The sequence below is a fragment of the Aliikangiella coralliicola genome (genome assembly GCF_007004725.1).
Taxonomy (GTDB): Bacteria; Pseudomonadota; Gammaproteobacteria; order Enterobacterales; family Kangiellaceae; genus Aliikangiella; species Aliikangiella coralliicola.
This window is the reverse complement of the sequence record NZ_ML660169.1, coordinates 196,288-211,737: the sequence shown is the minus strand read 5'-3', so window position 1 is coordinate 211,737 and position 15,450 is coordinate 196,288. Positions and strand designations below refer to the sequence as shown.

At 40.1% G+C, this 15,450-nt stretch carries 13 protein-coding genes; 11 read left to right on the top strand and 2 right to left on the bottom strand.

What is annotated here, in order from left to right:
• Nucleotides 1-282 precede the first annotated feature (282 nt).
• The 4 genes from rpoE (at nucleotide 283) to FLL46_RS21610 (ending at nucleotide 4,001) form a co-directional block, all read left to right on the top strand.
• Entirely contained in the window at nucleotides 283-864 is a 582-nt protein-coding gene (gene rpoE / locus FLL46_RS21625) for an RNA polymerase sigma factor RpoE (protein WP_142933623.1), read from the top strand.
• Nucleotides 865-1,189: 325 nt separating this feature from the next.
• On the top strand, nucleotides 1,190-1,897 hold the full coding sequence (locus FLL46_RS21620) for a sigma-E factor negative regulatory protein (protein WP_142933621.1): 708 nt from the start codon (nucleotides 1,190-1,192) through the stop codon (nucleotides 1,895-1,897).
• A 232-nt stretch (nucleotides 1,898-2,129) separates the two neighbouring features.
• A complete protein-coding gene (locus tag FLL46_RS21615) occupies nucleotides 2,130-2,612 on the top strand; it encodes a SoxR reducing system RseC family protein (protein ID WP_142933619.1) in 483 nt (160 codons plus the stop codon).
• Nucleotides 2,613-2,627: 15 nt separating this feature from the next.
• Entirely contained in the window at nucleotides 2,628-4,001 is a 1,374-nt protein-coding gene (locus tag FLL46_RS21610; protein WP_142933617.1) for a Do family serine endopeptidase, read from the top strand.
• Nucleotides 4,002-4,062: 61 nt separating this feature from the next.
• Here FLL46_RS21610 and FLL46_RS21605 read toward each other — a convergent pair whose 3' ends face one another.
• The gene (locus FLL46_RS21605) at nucleotides 4,063-5,049 is read right to left on the bottom strand and encodes a phosphotransferase (protein WP_168204281.1); all 987 of its coding nucleotides are present in this window, start codon (nucleotides 5,047-5,049) and stop codon (nucleotides 4,063-4,065) included.
• 393 nt (nucleotides 5,050-5,442) lie between these two features.
• Here FLL46_RS21605 and FLL46_RS21600 point away from each other — a divergent pair, with 393 nt between their 5' ends.
• The 7 genes from FLL46_RS21600 (at nucleotide 5,443) to FLL46_RS21570 (ending at nucleotide 13,572) form a co-directional block, all read left to right on the top strand.
• Nucleotides 5,443-5,892, top strand: coding sequence for a TlpA disulfide reductase family protein (locus FLL46_RS21600; protein WP_210418784.1), 450 nt, complete (start codon nucleotides 5,443-5,445; stop codon nucleotides 5,890-5,892).
• Between the two features lie 4 nt (nucleotides 5,893-5,896).
• Entirely contained in the window at nucleotides 5,897-6,121 is a 225-nt protein-coding gene (locus FLL46_RS21595; protein ID WP_142933611.1) for a DUF4266 domain-containing protein, read from the top strand.
• Nucleotides 6,112-7,413 carry a DUF3570 domain-containing protein gene (locus tag FLL46_RS21590; RefSeq protein ID WP_142933609.1) on the top strand — a complete coding sequence of 434 codons (1,302 nt, stop codon included), beginning with the start codon at nucleotides 6,112-6,114 and terminating at the stop codon, nucleotides 7,411-7,413. The genes FLL46_RS21595 and FLL46_RS21590 overlap by 10 nt, the downstream gene beginning before the upstream one ends.
• Before the next feature lie 122 nt (nucleotides 7,414-7,535).
• Nucleotides 7,536-8,486 (top strand): FAD:protein FMN transferase, encoded by a 951-nt coding sequence (locus FLL46_RS21585; RefSeq protein WP_142933607.1) that lies wholly within the window; start codon nucleotides 7,536-7,538, stop codon nucleotides 8,484-8,486.
• Nucleotides 8,487-8,648: 162 nt separating this feature from the next.
• Nucleotides 8,649-9,611, top strand: a complete 963-nt coding sequence (locus tag FLL46_RS21580) for a transposase (RefSeq protein WP_142933605.1) — start codon at nucleotides 8,649-8,651, stop codon at nucleotides 9,609-9,611.
• Between the two features lie 461 nt (nucleotides 9,612-10,072).
• The gene (locus FLL46_RS21575) at nucleotides 10,073-11,764 is read left to right on the top strand and encodes a M12 family metallopeptidase (RefSeq protein WP_142933603.1); all 1,692 of its coding nucleotides are present in this window, start codon (nucleotides 10,073-10,075) and stop codon (nucleotides 11,762-11,764) included.
• A 482-nt stretch (nucleotides 11,765-12,246) separates the two neighbouring features.
• A complete protein-coding gene (locus tag FLL46_RS21570; protein WP_142933601.1) occupies nucleotides 12,247-13,572 on the top strand; it encodes a S41 family peptidase in 1,326 nt (441 codons plus the stop codon).
• Between the two features lie 57 nt (nucleotides 13,573-13,629).
• On the opposite strand, the gene FLL46_RS21565 is transcribed toward FLL46_RS21570, so the two are convergent.
• The gene (locus FLL46_RS21565; RefSeq protein WP_142933599.1) at nucleotides 13,630-15,450 is read right to left on the bottom strand and encodes an ATP-binding protein; all 1,821 of its coding nucleotides are present in this window, start codon (nucleotides 15,448-15,450) and stop codon (nucleotides 13,630-13,632) included.

The following is a 15,450-nucleotide window of genomic DNA, read 5'->3' as shown; positions in this document are numbered from 1 at the left end:
TTGCTATAATCCTAAGGCAGTCTTTAAATGGTGTCGTTAAGAAAAGAATAATCCTGATGTTTGGGGAACTAATGGTCACACTTAGTAGTCAACTCATGCGATAATCCGCCTGAAATGGCGGCGAAACTTTTTGTAAAATTGAGTTTATGAAAAAGTCATGTAAAGAACCGATGTATAAGAAAGTTCGTCAAAGAAAATTAGCGATCTAAAAGAATAATCACTCTGTCGGCCAATCAAAAAGATTCAACGGCTGACATGTTATTGGTGGAAAATTAAAAATAAATGAGTAATACGACTGACGCCGAATTAGTAGAAAGAGTTCAGAGAGGCGATAAAAGAGCATTTGATCTACTGGTTTCAAAGTATCAAAACAAGATTTTTGTGATTATTGGCCGATTTATTAATGATCACGCAGAAGTACACGATGTGGCACAAGATACCTTTATTAAAGCTTATCGCGCCTTACCTAATTTTAGAGGTGAAAGTCAGTTTTATACCTGGATTTACCGAATTGCGATTAATACTGCGAAAAATTACCTCACGGCACGGGGTCGACGCCCACCGGCGTCAGATATTGATTCTCAAGAGGCGGAAAACTTTGGTATTAGTGCTTCTCTCAAGGAAAATGCTTCTCCTGAGAGACTGTTGGCACGTGATCAACTTAAAAAGGTCATATTCGACACCATTGATGACTTACCGGAAGATTTAAAAACTGCGATTACGCTCCGTGAAATGGAAGGTATGAGTTATGAGGAAATTGCAGAATCGATGAATTGTCCGGTCGGTACGGTAAGGTCGCGAATTTTTCGAGCGCGAGAAGCAATTGATGAGCAAATTAAACCGCTAATGGATAGTCGTGATTAATTTGTATAAAAATGAAAAGATTCATGAACTTTTTGTAAACAGCTGTGTCAGAGTGAAGCATAAAGATTGAGGCTTATTGGTAGTTAGATTACGAAATAAACAAATTTAAATAGTTAAAATGTTTATTAGCGTCAATATTATAGTTTTTATTTAAGTTAAAAAAATAAAAAAGCTTAACTTTGAGTCAGTTGTTAGAGAGCTAACCCAATGATTTACAATATATTATTGAGTTAGGGTTGAGTCAGGTTGATTAACTTCTAAAATAGAAAAGTTTGCCTGAAGTTTAAAGCAAACACTTATTAAAACGGGTCGAGAGTAGCAAAGTATGTCAAACGATAAGTTGAACAAAAATCAGCACTTGTCTGATTTAATGGACGATAAACCTAGCAATCTAGCCATTGATGAGTTGTTAGGTGATGATGAGAAGGCCGAAACCTGGTTTCGTTACCAAACTGTTCGCTCCGTTTTAAACGATGAACATTCTGCGTTCAGCTCTTATGAATTTACTCAAGCGATTTCAGCGAAGATTGCCGATGAGCCGGCGATAATTGCACGACCCGACGTATCTAAAAATACCACTAATTATGATGATGTTTTGCCACAGCCGGCAGCGACAGCTCATGTTATCAGTAGAAGCTGGAGAAGAGCGGGCGGTGGGTTAGCCATTGCTGCGTCAGTTGCATTTGCAATGGTATTCTCAGTGCAAGTGAATAACAATTCATCATCTTCGTCAGCGCCTGGTTTGGCAAACACGCAAAGTGAATCCTCAACCGCGGCTGAAAATAATATTGCTCACGCGACTGTGTCACCATCGGATGATGCAGAACAGGCTAAACTCGACGCAATTCAGCGGATTCTTGAAGGGGTTAACAGGCCTGATGTCAATGAACAGTTGGTGAGTGGCGAGGTTATGGTTCAATCATATATTGTCAAAACCAATGACCCGGTTAGCCAGTTTGTACAGGAAGTTCGTAGTATGAAAAAACCTTCAGAAGTTAAAAAAGCTTCTAAAACAAATGAGAAAAAACAGTAACTTATCCCTTTGATTGATTAATTAATGGCGGATTTTTAATCCGCCTTTTTTTTCTCAACAATAATGATGAAATCAACCTTCAGGTCATAAGACCCTGAATCCTCTCAATTTTTCCGCTAATTTCTGCCGATATGTCGATTTAAGTGCTATTTGTTTACAATAGCAGGAAGTTACAATAATCGTATTGTTTTCAAAATCTTTGAATTACTTCATTCAATAACAGGCAAATAGAATGTTGCAAGAAACCGGCTTAGTCACCAAGATAGAGAATGATATTGTGTGGGTTAATACACAATCTAAGCTCGCATGTTCATCTTGCAAGGTTGAATCAACCTGCGGTAATGCTATTCTTGAAAAGTACCTATCAGGCAAAGTGTTTGTTTCCAAGATTAAAAATGAGCTGGGTGCTAAAGTGGGAGATGAAGTCATTATCGAAATACCAAAAGCCAGCGTCACCCGAGCATCTTTCATCGCATATGTCATTCCCTTATTTGGACTGATTATGGGAGCGGTGATTGGAGAATATTGGTTAAAATCTGAGTTAGCATCAATTGCTGTCAGTTTTTTCGGGTTGATTTGCGGATTAGCTTACATATCTTTTTACAATCGCAAGCAGGCTGATAATGAACGCTATACGCCTAAGATGGTCTCTAAAGTGTCTACGTCAATCAGAGCGTTAGAATTTGATTCTATTAAAGTTAAAAACATCGAATAATTAAAGAGATAAATAATGAAGCCCATAAAAATTATTGTTCCGCTGCTAATTTTAATTATCATCCAGTACTTTTACTTTGAAAATAAGCTAGAAAACGCACAAAAGCAGACTGCCGAATTTTCCAAACCATCCACCGAGTCCACTAAAACGACTCTCCAGCTGCCAGCATTTTCCGATTTGGCAGAACAAGCCAAGCAAAGTGTGGTGAGTATTGAAGTGTCTAGCGGTGAAACACGGCGTCGCGTTGATGGGATGGGGTCGGGTTTTGTTATTTCAGAAGATGGATATCTGCTGACCAATAATCATGTTACTGATGGTGCAAGGGATATTGTTGTCAAATTGGCTGATGGCAGTGAGCATAATGCTGAGTTGGTGGGAAGTGACGCTGATACTGACTTATCGTTACTCAAAATTGACGTCGCAGGGTTGAAACCTTTTGAATTTGGTAATGTAGAAAATACTAAAGTTGGCTCCTGGGTTGTTGCAATCGGCGCGCCGTTTGGCTTTGAGCAGACTGTTACCGCTGGAATTGTGAGTGCAAAAGGGCGAAGTGTCGGCGAGCAGTATGTTCCCTACATTCAAACGGATGTTGCCATTAATGTTGGTAATTCCGGCGGGCCGTTGATTAATATGGACGGTAAAGTGATCGGTATTAATTCTAAAATTGTGAGCACCTTTGGTGGTTCGTTAGGGCTTTCTTTTGCAATTCCAATTGACCTTGCCGTCGATGTAGTTAATCAATTGAAGACCAATGGTAAGGTAAAGCGCGGTTTTCTTGGCGTGGGTTACCAGGAAGTGACTCGTGAAATAGCGGAGAGTTTTTCCCTGAAAAGAAATCGCGGAGCATTAATTAACGGGGTGTCTCGAAACTCTCCTGCTGATAAAGGTGGGCTAAGAGTCGGTGATATAGTGACTGCCGTTGATGGTAAAAAAATCATTAATTATACCGAGTTACCATTTTTAATTGGTCGGTTAAGACCCGGAATGGAAACTGAGCTTTCTATCATTCGTGACGGAGAGCATGAAACTTTGAAATTGATCATAGGTAGTCGTGATCCACAGGAACGAGTTACCTATGAACAACCTGTGTTAGAGCCGGAGCAAGAAGACAATCCGCTCAAAATAAGAGTTTCTGATGTTCCTGACGACGTTAAGCAAGCACTGAACTTAAATGAAGGTATTTTAGTGGAGGAAGTTGAAGAAGGGCCGGCGTCTCAGTCTGGATTACGCCGTGGCGACATAATCATTTCAATTCAAACGACACCTATGAATAGCGTATCTGATTTTAATAACATTATGGAAAATCTGCCACAAAGCCGGACTTTTGCCGTGTTGATTACCCGGCCCGGCCAGGGGACCCGTTATATTGTCGTTGATTTAGACGGTTAACCTTAGCCTGCGAAAAGTCATGTTTCAGAAGCCTCAAATCTTTGAGGCTTTTTTTAGCCTTTTAGGCGGGAAAAAGCTGCGCCGCAATTTGTTGCCATGTTTCACGAGGACCTATGGTTGGAACTTGCTGCAGTACAAAATTAAAATCACAGGCAGGTCGTAACAAAGACACTGTCATTAATTCTTGTTGTAATTTTTTTGAGTTAGCTTGATCGAGTAGTTGATAATTTTTTAGCAAAGTATCGATGAGCATTTTATCCCCTTGGCACAAAAATAATATTGGGGTGGCTAATTCAAGTAGCCGACTACGACCAATAATCGCATCGCCAAAATCCAGAACGCCGCACAATCGATAATTATTGTTGTTTTTCTCGACCATTAAGTTCCATGGATGCAAGTCCATATGAATGAAAAATGTTTTACCATCATCAAAATGATAATTTGAATCTGATAAATAAGTCGGAATTTGTTCAATCAATGATTGTGGGACTTTATTGCGAGTGTGTCGTGGAACGCAGTCGGTATTAAGTTGCGCAATATAATTAGGCCAATCAACATTCATCAACGAACTATGATCGACAGGCAATTGATGTAGCTCGCGTATGAATTGCCCAAGCTGCCCGGTGATTAATCGTTTATTTTGAAAGTCCAGCTGATCCCAAACATCTGCGAGTGTTTCCCCCTTTAATATCGACATTACCACGTAAATCCAATTATTAATTTTGCCATGGGCAATAACTTCCGGTGTCGCCAAAGACAGTTTGCCTGTTACCATTTTTGATGATTCAATTTCGGCGTCTCCCTGGCCTACCCAGTTAGGGGGAACAAGTTTGATAATTAAAGATTGGTTTAGCTTGAATAAAGCATTCGCGCCTTCCTTAATTCGCACGAAATCGCCGCTTCTGAGTTGATGAGCATTTCGTATATGCTCCAAGGCCGGGGACCAATGTTCATCTGGCGCATTATCAATTAAGTCGCAGCTTTGCTGGTAAGTCGGTTGCGTCGGTAAAATGGTTTCCAATATGGAATGATTAGTATTGATTTCCATAATCATTATTTTATTGAGCGTTAAATTTCGCTGATGTTCTCGTTTGGGTAGAGGACTTTGCCATTGTTTCGCTATAATTTGAAGCTTAATTGGTCAATTTTGAGTAAGAAAAAGGTTTCTTAAGGAAAGAACAGGGGGAGACAGGACATCTTCCACTTCAAAAATATTGTATTTAGTGCAGTGCTAGTTGGTTATTTTTGAAACAATCCCTATGAGATTGAGTCGATAATATAACCCCTAAAGATTTTGTTAATGTTTTAAGTCATAAGGTATAGATAAACGCACAAAACGATGCAACTAACCGGCCTGTCTTCCGTATATAGATATTAAGGCTAGCGATATTCGAACGCTATTAATTGGCCAGTTTAGAATCTGACAGAGCACAGGAAAACCATGCGTTTCATTTTTATTTTGATAATTGCTTTATCCGCTAGTACCAAATCAGCGGCTCAAGATGTCGTTGATATTTCCCAATATAAAGGTAAAGTTGTGTATCTCGATTTTTGGGCTTCGTGGTGCATTCCATGTCGAAAATCATTTCCCTGGATGAATGAAATAAGACAAAAATATTCTCCAGATGAATTGGCTATTGTTGCTGTCAATCTTGATAAAGAACGAAAGTTGGCGGAAGAATTCCTGAAAAAATATCCAGCCGAGTTTGAAATTGTTTTCGATCCTGCAGGCAGCTCCGCGAAGAAATACCAAATTCTCGGCCTGCCGAGTAGTTTATTAATTGATAGAAATGGCAAAATAATTAGTACGCAAACGGGTTTTTTCAAAAAGAAAATTTCTCTCTACAACTCGAAAGTGGAAGCTGCCGTTCGACAGAAATCGGAGGAATAGTCATATGAAATCAAGTATTCGGTTTTGGTGTGTCATAGGGCTCGCAATAATACTGACAGGCTGTTCTTCAATGGGGGTTCAACCCTGGGAGCGAGATCTTCTGTCTAAACAGGTGATGGCGATTAATAGTTTTCCAGTCGACCAGGCAACTGACGAACATATTTACTTTAGTAAAGAAGCATCCAGCGGCGGTAAAAGTTTTGCAGGTGGCGGTTGCGGATGCAATTAAAAAAACGCAGAAAATTTTCGATTGCGGACAAACTGGCTGTTGCAGCAACTGCACTAGTCGGTTCGTCTGTTAATGCGGAAGCTGAAGAAGATGAATGGTCATTTGTCGGGTCTATTTTAGTCTATGACGAACCTGATAGAGTCAAAGCAGTTGAGGCGTTATTGCTGGCCGAAAAAAACTATGATGAGACAGCAAAGCTCACCTATAAAGTGGTTCTTGATACTTTGACGGGAGCCTCTGCTAATGGCGCAATTGCCCAAAATCAGATTCAGACTTTTACTCGCCCGTCGGGTAACGGGCAGTACACCATAGCGCCTCGGGAAACTCCACTTGACGACACCTTTCGAGATACTCGTGCACAGCTGAATTTGAGTTGGAGCGATGTGTTGGGGGAAGATGATCGTTACACAGTAGGCACCAATCTTTCTCGCGAATATGATTATCATTCGATCACTGTGAGCGGAGAGTATGCGAAAGACTTTGATCGAAAAAATACGACCTTGTCAGTTGGGGCATCATTTGCATTTGATAGTGTTCTACCGGAAGGCGGGCGACCACTAGCGTTTTCATCAATGGTGATTAATCAAGGGCAATTTGCGAACGATGCAGCATTTCGAAATGCGTTTAACGCGACACGAATTGATGGTGACGGAAGTATTGATACGGCGGAATTACTATTGGGTTGGACTCAAATTGTTAATCGACGAACCATCGTGCAATTTAACTACAGTTTTGCAGATATGAGTGGTTACCTGACCGACCCTTTTAAGGTTTTGTCGGTAGTGAATAACAACGCGATTTCTCAAGATTATGTGTACGAAAACCGCCCCGACTCAAGAACCCAACATACGCTGTTTGGACTGGTTAAACACCACCTGGAAGAATCTGTTCTGGATTTCTCTTATCGGTTTTTAACCGATGACTGGGAAATCGATTCTCATACATTGGATTTCAGATGGCATTTTTTCAGTCGCGATAATACATTTTGGGAACCCCATATTCGCTTTTATCAACAATCGGCGGCAGATTTTTATCGTCCATACTTGGTAGAAAACGAAGCGTTACCCGAATATGCAAGTGCGGATTATCGAGTAGGTGAGATGACTGCCTGGACGCTCGGATTAAAATATGGGTTTACCATAAATGGTGGCAAACGTTCCGAGGTTCGAGTTGAATATTACAAGCAAATGCCTGAAGCCAGCGGAGCAGAAGTGGTGGCAGCGGCTGAATCCCTTGACCTTTATCCTGAAGTTGACGCCATGACAGTTTTGTTTACTTATTTTTTTCAATAGAAGAATTTGTTTGCATATGTGAGCTATTGGTTCTAACTTATTCGATAAATTAAGTTTGGTTAAACTGAATAAGCTCAAGACTATTATCATTTGATGTTTAAAATTATGTTTGCCTGAAGTCTATGTCCGATATTCAAATTGAGCAGCAGAATAACCACTATAAAATTGCTTTTAATGCGATGGCCAGCCCCTGTGAAGTTTTACTCAATACGCGTGATGATTCTCTGGTCAATCAAATCGCTGAGTTAGCCGTTAATGAAACTCGGCGTGTTGAGAACAAGTTTAGTCGTTATCAGCAAGGCAACCTTTGTTGGGCAATGAATCATAGTGAGGGCCAATCTGTTTCAATTGACCAGGAGTGTTTTCAATTGCTGGAATATGCAGAACAGCTGTTTGAGTTAAGTGGCGGGCTGTTTGATATTACCTCCGGCGTTTTAAGAAAAATCTGGCGTTTTCAATCTGGTGAAAAAACGCCTTCAAAAGATCAGATAACCGCACATTGCCGTCATATTGGATTTCAAAAACTCCAATTTACTCAAACGAAATTTATTATGCCTAAACACATGGAAATCGATTTCGGCGGTATAGGTAAGGAGTATTGCGTTGATAAAGTAGCTAATCTAATAACACCACTTTGCCAGAAAAGTGGTGCTAGTTTTCTAGTCAATTTCGGCGGAGATTTAATTGCTGCCAATTTTAATAATACGCATCCTCCATGGGTTGTTGGCTTAGAAAATATTCAACAAGAGGAGGCGGGCACATCAAAAGAAACAAACTCGCCAAACCAAACCTGCTTACCAAAACAGAACAAGCAAACAGTTATTGAAGTGTCGCAAGGAGCTATCGCAACAAGCGGAAGTACAAAAAGATTTTTGGAATACGAAGGTAAGCAATATGCACACATTCTTAATCCAAAAACAGGTTATCCAATTAATGGGGCACCTCGAACGGTGACAGTGTTTGCTCAAACCTGCTCGTTAGCCGGCGGCATGAGCACCTTGGCCCAACTTCAAGGCAGTAGTGCAGAAGCGTTTTTAAAACAGTCAGGAGTAAAATATATTTGCAGCTGGTAGTTTTTATAAACCAAAAATACGCCATAAATCAGACACCCCGATCATATCTCAATTCTCACGAGTTTAATCAGCAATTTCGCACATCAATTTAATCAATCGACAATTCGGTTGTTTAAGTTGATCAGATAAACTGTCCTTCGATTTATTTTCAAGGAAGAATTTATGGCAATACCACGGCGAGAAATCGTTGACTCAGAAACACCGGGCTTTTATCACTGTATTTCTCGATGTGTTCGTCGTGCTTTCCTTTGTGGCGATGATCCATTTACTGGTAACAATTGCAACCATCGAAAAAACTGGTTGGAAAAACGAATGCTAGAGCTAGCAGATATATTCTCTGTTCAACTTTACGCATATGCTGTCATGGACAACCATTACCATTTAGTTCTCTATCTTGATCCTAAGGAGCCGCTTAGTTGGAGTGACGAAAAAGTTGCCGAAAATTGGTTAAGGGCCTATCCCGGAAAACTTGATCACCCAGAAAACAAATTGCTTCGAGAAGTCAAAAAGCAAGCCATATTAGCTAACGACAAAAAGCTCAAAAAATACCGGAAAAGACTCGGAAGCCTTTCCTGGTTTATGGCTAGACTTAATGAACCACTAGCCAAAAATAGTAATTTCGAAGATGGTGTTAAGGGACGTTTTTGGGAGTCTCGTTATCAGTCTATCGCGCTATTAGATGAGACAGCGGTGCTATCCTGTATGGCTTATGTTGATCTTAACCCCATTAGGGCGGGAGTTGTTAAGGAAATAGAAAAGTCTTTGCATACTTCCATGCAAAAAAGAATCAGTAAAGTCAGTAAGCTTGATGTTCCCATCCAGGCAATCGCAGGGGCGACCGGTGGACACTCTATTCAGATAAAATCTATTGATTACCTGCAGCTCGTCGAATGGACTGGTCGCGCTATTGTTCATCCGGAAAAAGCTTCCATACCACCACACCTTATCAGCTTATTTACTCGCCTTAACCTGCAACAGGATAATTGGTTGACCCAGATACATCGATTGGGAAACAACAATAGGGCAATTGGTTCACTCGAAAAACTAAGACTAAAAGCAATAGCGTTAAAACGAAAATGGATTAAAGGGGCTTCGGTTTCTTCACAACTATACGTTAGAGCTTGATAGACACTTAGTTGAAGGTAGTGACTCCAGGCCCTAATTAGAGCTTGTTAAAATTTACTTTTCATACTTTCTCTTCAAGAGTTGATTAAAAACTTTGCGACTTTACCGGCTTTTTACTTTCAAAAACTAAAACCGGGGTGTCTTGAATAATAAGCTCGAAGATTTCGATTTCAGCAGCTAGCTACCTTATTTCTTATTCATTTTTATTATATTTGATTTGCTCAAAAAGTGTGCTATAAATATTGGGGTGTATCTGAGAATGCTTTAAGGATTGTGTTTTTTTATAATGAGGAGGTGTAATTTACAGGTATAAAAAGATGGTCACACGCCGGAGCTTCGCTATTTTCGGTCTTGAGTTCGGACGCTTGTATTGATTTTGCCCGCTAAAATTGGAGGCTAAGCGGTCAGTAGGTGCGAACCGGTAATTACATTTTAAACAACCAGCAATTGGGGAATACTTAATGATAATAAAATCCGTTCTAAAAACAGGTGTAGTTGCTATTGCCAGCTTTATCACATGTTCTCATGTGTCAGCCACAGAAAGTATGTCTGCTAGCACACTTGACGTGGTATCTGAAAGTACGCAGCAGAGCGCAATTAGCCACAATCCCTTAACCTTAGGCGCACATAACGACAGCCAGGCTAACAGCCATTCTGGAGATAATTTGTGGGGCTATTCTAGCAAGGGAAGGGAAGTGTTTGATGTGGTGACTAGTGAAGGAAATATTATTAAAGCCGTTGATGTTAATGGGACGGCCTATTCCGGTGATATTATATTGGGGAATACTAGAGCGCTCAAAAATTTCGGTTTGAAAATTGTTCAATCTGATGAGGATGAAGCGCTTATTCAGCAAAACAGGCGTCACGAAATTCACGGGACCGTTATTCAACCTACTTCAGGTGCTAAATGGCCCAATGGTATCGTGCCCTATGTATTATCTTCCAACTTAACGACTGCTGGTCGAAATGCCGCTAACTACGGTATTAACCATTGGAACAATAACACCAACATCCAATTTGTTCCCCGTACCAACCAAAGTGACTATATCTTAATTCAGGATAGCACCGGGTGTGGTTCTAATGTTGGCCGCGTTGGTGGAATGCAAACAGTGAATCTTGCCAGTGGTTGCGGTAATCGCGGTGGTGTGCATGAACTTGGGCATGCTATTGGTTTTTGGCATGAACATACCAGACCAGATAGAGATAATTATGTGAGTATTAACTGGAATAATATTCCTTCTGCTAACCAACATAACTTTAATAAACAAACGGGTTCTGCTGGGCGAGGCTCATACGACTTTTATTCAATTATGCATTATCGCTTGAATGAGTGGGGAATTAATGGTTCGCAAACTATCGTACCGCAGGTAAGTGGTGTTGATACTTCGCGAGTTGGTTATGGCTCCACGTTAACCAGTGGTGATATTTCTGCTGCTAACTATTTGTATCCTGGTTCGGGCGGTGGAGGTGGTGGTGGGCAAACCGATACACCAATCCAGAACGGTTACTCAACGACGTTAAATATTAATTCAGGTCAATGGCGTTATTTCACATTCCAGGTTTCTTCTAACGCGAATCTGCAGTCAATTAGTGCGCAAACTAGCGGTGGAACCGGCGACGCGGATGTATTTATTCGGCTAGGCCAAAGACCCACCGGGCAAAGTGGATCAGCTTGTTCATCTGCACAAAGTGGCAATACTGAAACTTGTACTGTGAATAATCCGCAGCCAGGCACTTATTATATCGGAGTGTTATCCTGGACTGGACAGGGTTACACCACGCCAGTGAGAAACGCGAACTTCAGCTTCTCAACCACTACTAATAGTAACGGCGGTGGCCGCGGCAACACCGGCGGAAGCACAAGTTTCGCTAATATTTCTGGTGCAGCAGGAAGTTGGACTAACCATGAAATTCAGCTCCCTTCTGGTATGTCTTCATTGAATGTCACCATGTCCGGTGGAACTGGTGATGGGGATTTGTATGTACGCCGAGCTTCTTTGCCGACCCAACAAAGTTTTGATTGCCGTTCTTGGAACAGTAATAATAACGAGAATTGTTCAGTGGCGAATCCTGCCGCAGGAACTTGGTATGTCAGTGTGCGAGGCTACTCCAGTTTTTCTGGTGCGAATATTAATGTTGAGTGGAGCCCCTGATTAAAGAAAGTAATTAGCCCTGCAAAAAGCGGGGCTTTCTTATTTACTCAGTAGCGTGAATCCAATTTCGCACATTTGAAATTAGTTCTCAAACGAATATCGGCGAAAGAATATCAGACACCCCGGTTTGCGCGAATAATTTACGCTAGTGAGCTGGCGGCTTTCTTCACACTCAATCCTTTTTTAGTTACTAACCTTTTAAACAAGGTAGAGTTCGGAGTGTCTGGAATTAGTTTGGAAATCAGGGTGTCTGATATCCGTTTTGCTTAATCGATTTTCTTTAGTTATTAATGCCTTAAGTAAGGTAGAAATCGGGGTGTCCGGTATTTGTTGTCCGATATTTGTTTTTTAGCTTTCTTGCTTTTTTGGGGAGATTGCCTGCAAATTTTTTAACCCCGTAAAAAGAGTCAGTCCGTTTTTACTTTGCTCAATATATCAATGCTAAATTGCCGACTGCTAATGTTGAATAATCGAGGTATTTAATGAGAAATTTACTATTAAAACTATTCTTACTATTATTTTTCATCGCTAATTCCAATTTTGCGAATTCAGGCACAGAGAATAATCCTCTGACGTCAAAAGAGATAGAGGAAGTTATCCTCTCCTTGGGAAATATACTTAAAACGAACTACGTGTATCCAGAAAAGGCCAACAAAATGGCTGAGTTACTGGACAAAAATTATAGAGCTGGTAGATATCATCGAGTTAAGGAGGCACGTCAATTAGCAAGAAAACTACAAGAGGATATAAAATCCGTTTACCAAGATAAACATTTGCGGGTCCGTTTTGACCCAAAGGTAGTATTACGAATTCGAGCGCAAGAAAAACAGAGTAAAGATGATTTTTCGGATGAAAACGAGTTTCGAAAGATGCAGTTTCGTAATTTTGGTTTTAACGAGCTTAAAATATTAAGCGGAAACTTAGGCTATTTGGATCTCAGAGAGTTTTCTGATACTAAATATGCGACTGAAACGGCTGCTGCTGCAATGAATTTTTTGAGTAATACTGACGCCCTGATTATCGATCTACGATTTAATGGTGGCGGCTCTCCAACAATGACACAGTTTCTCAGCAGTTACCTGTTCAACTCTAAACCTGTGCACTTAAGCGGTATCTATTGGCGCCCAGATAATGAATATACCGAGTTTTACACCCTGTCTCAGGTTCCTGGAAAACGCAGACCAGACATCGATGTTTATATTTTGACAAGCGACAATACTTTTTCTGCAGCAGAGGAGTTTAGTTATAATTTGAAGAATTTAAAGCGAGCGACTTTGATTGGAGAAACAACGCGTGGTGGCGCTCATCCGGGGGAGCGAAAAGTTGTGAGTGATCGGTTTACTATATGGGTGCCTAGTGGTCGTGCCATTAATCCAATCACAAATAGCAACTGGGAAGGCGTTGGAGTAAAACCTCATGTAGAAATCCTGGCTTCAAAAGCACTACTGAAGGCACAAATAATTGCATTAGAAAAGCTAGCTAAACAAAAGGAAAATTTGGATAGTATTTATACCTGGTATATTACTGCATTGAAAGCTGAGTTAGATCCCGTTCAAATTGATGATGCAACACTTCAGCAATATGAAGGGAAATTTGGTTTCCTCACATGGTCTTTTGAAAATGGTAGCTTATATTCGAAAAGGAAAGGTGAGGAAAAACGCCAATTAGAAGCAATTGATAATAATTTATTTAGATTTCAAGGAGGAAAAAACTTGAGATTCAAAGTTCTAATGGAAAACGATAAAGTCATTGGCGTGCAGGAAGTATTTTATAACCGAGTCGGTAGAACCTTATTTAAATCGTCTTGAATACATTATATTGTTTTTTCGCGAATTCTTTCTTGAATAAAACCTGGAGATTAAGTTCTAGGTCAATGTATTCATTGAACGATTCATTTTTTCAACCTGCTGATCGATATCATCATCGATCATCATTGGCTCATCGTTTAAATGGGACTCTGCTGTGGGAATTTTAATATGAAAACAAACTCCCCCGATATCCAGAGGCTTAAAAGTGAGCTGATGTTTTTTCTTAAACGCATTCAGTTTTATCAACCATCGTGATGGCAAGTTTTCTGATGGTTCAAGCCACTCAATCGGATATCTACTGTCGGTATTTATTTCAAGTTGTTGTCTATCCGTTGAATTTGACTTTAGCTCGATGGCCTCAACAGGAATATCGTAGGATAGTGTCATTTCATCTATCCAGTTGTCTTCGCTCTTATCATCTGTGTTATTGTTTTGATAAACGCGCATTTTCCCGTCAATAAACTGGCAGGTTAAGCTCGACTTTATTGATTCTCCACTTGCCAGAATAACCGTTAAATGATATTGAGTTTCAGTGTTTTCAATATTGTCGACTTGAATACGGCCCTGGTAACCGTTGATAATTTGTTTGACAAAAAACAATCCAAGTCCTTTCCCATGATGTTGCTTATTTCTTCTTGTCGAATAGCCAAGCTTGAAAATCTGTTCTTTTTGTTCGTTGCCGATATGTGGGCCACGGTTGTATATTGAGAATGCCGCGTGGTTTTTTTCGGCAGTCAGATGAATTGAAATTCGATCTGAGGCTTGCTTGAAACGAACTTTGTTGGAAAAAAACTGAGCATTCTTAATCAGGTTTTCAAGTAGCAATATAATGTGGTTATGGTTGCCGAGCAGTTCAGGTGTGTGATGTAGTTGAAGTCGAAAAATTTCATTTTCAAATGTAAAGGTTTCTTTTAATACGTCAATATTTATTCTTGCCAACGATATCAGGTTTTTGATTTCCGCTTCATCACATAACAGAGCGATTGTTAACAAGGCTGCCATTTGCGGATGAAAAGTTGGAGATGTAGGAATGCTCTGTGTGATATCAAGACTTTTTTCTGAGTCTAGTTGTAATTGATAGTAATGTTCCTCGCACTCTATCAATTGATTTCCGATGTGGAGCTGCATGTTATCAGCAGTTGATAAATCTAATAGATCCCAAAGGTATCGCATGGCGTCGATCGCATTTTGGTAATTGGATAACGCGCTTAATGTGTGTGGCGATAGTGAATCCTGATCTTCATTATCTTGTTCGAGTTGATTATTTTTCTCATAGATGGTGAGAAAGTCCTGCTGCTCAATTGCCTTGTTGAGTGCTGTTATGACTTTATCGTAGCTAATCACACCATTGTGTCTTACTTCAGACGCTATCCCTTTAAAGTGAAGAAATTTCTCATCATATTCAATGTAGTCTAAAAGCTTATCACTAATAAATGTTTTAAGTTTATCTGCGTGACCTGAGTAAGTATTGGCTCTTTGCTGTTGCTTTTTCTTGGCTTCAAGTACTTTGGCAAACTGTTGCTGTATTTCTGAAATTTGTTGTTGAGCTCGTTTTTTTCTCGATAAAAACAGGCGCGCATCGAATAGATAGATAAATCCTAGAACGACGATATAAAGAATAAGAACCTTATCAGTCAATAAGTAATCAGGTAGCTGATAGTAGGTTTGTAGTATCTTATCTGATCGTGCAATCAACAAAACAATTAGTAGCAGTGAAGACAAAATGCTCAATAGTGGATAATGGAATCCTGGTATGTTGCTCGTTATTTGTTGAGTACTATCAGTGGCCGAATTTTGTTGGCGATGCATATCGGGCGTTCGAGTAGGCTGGTTTACCTTGTCGCCATTATTATTGTGATTGTTACTGCTATTATCCAT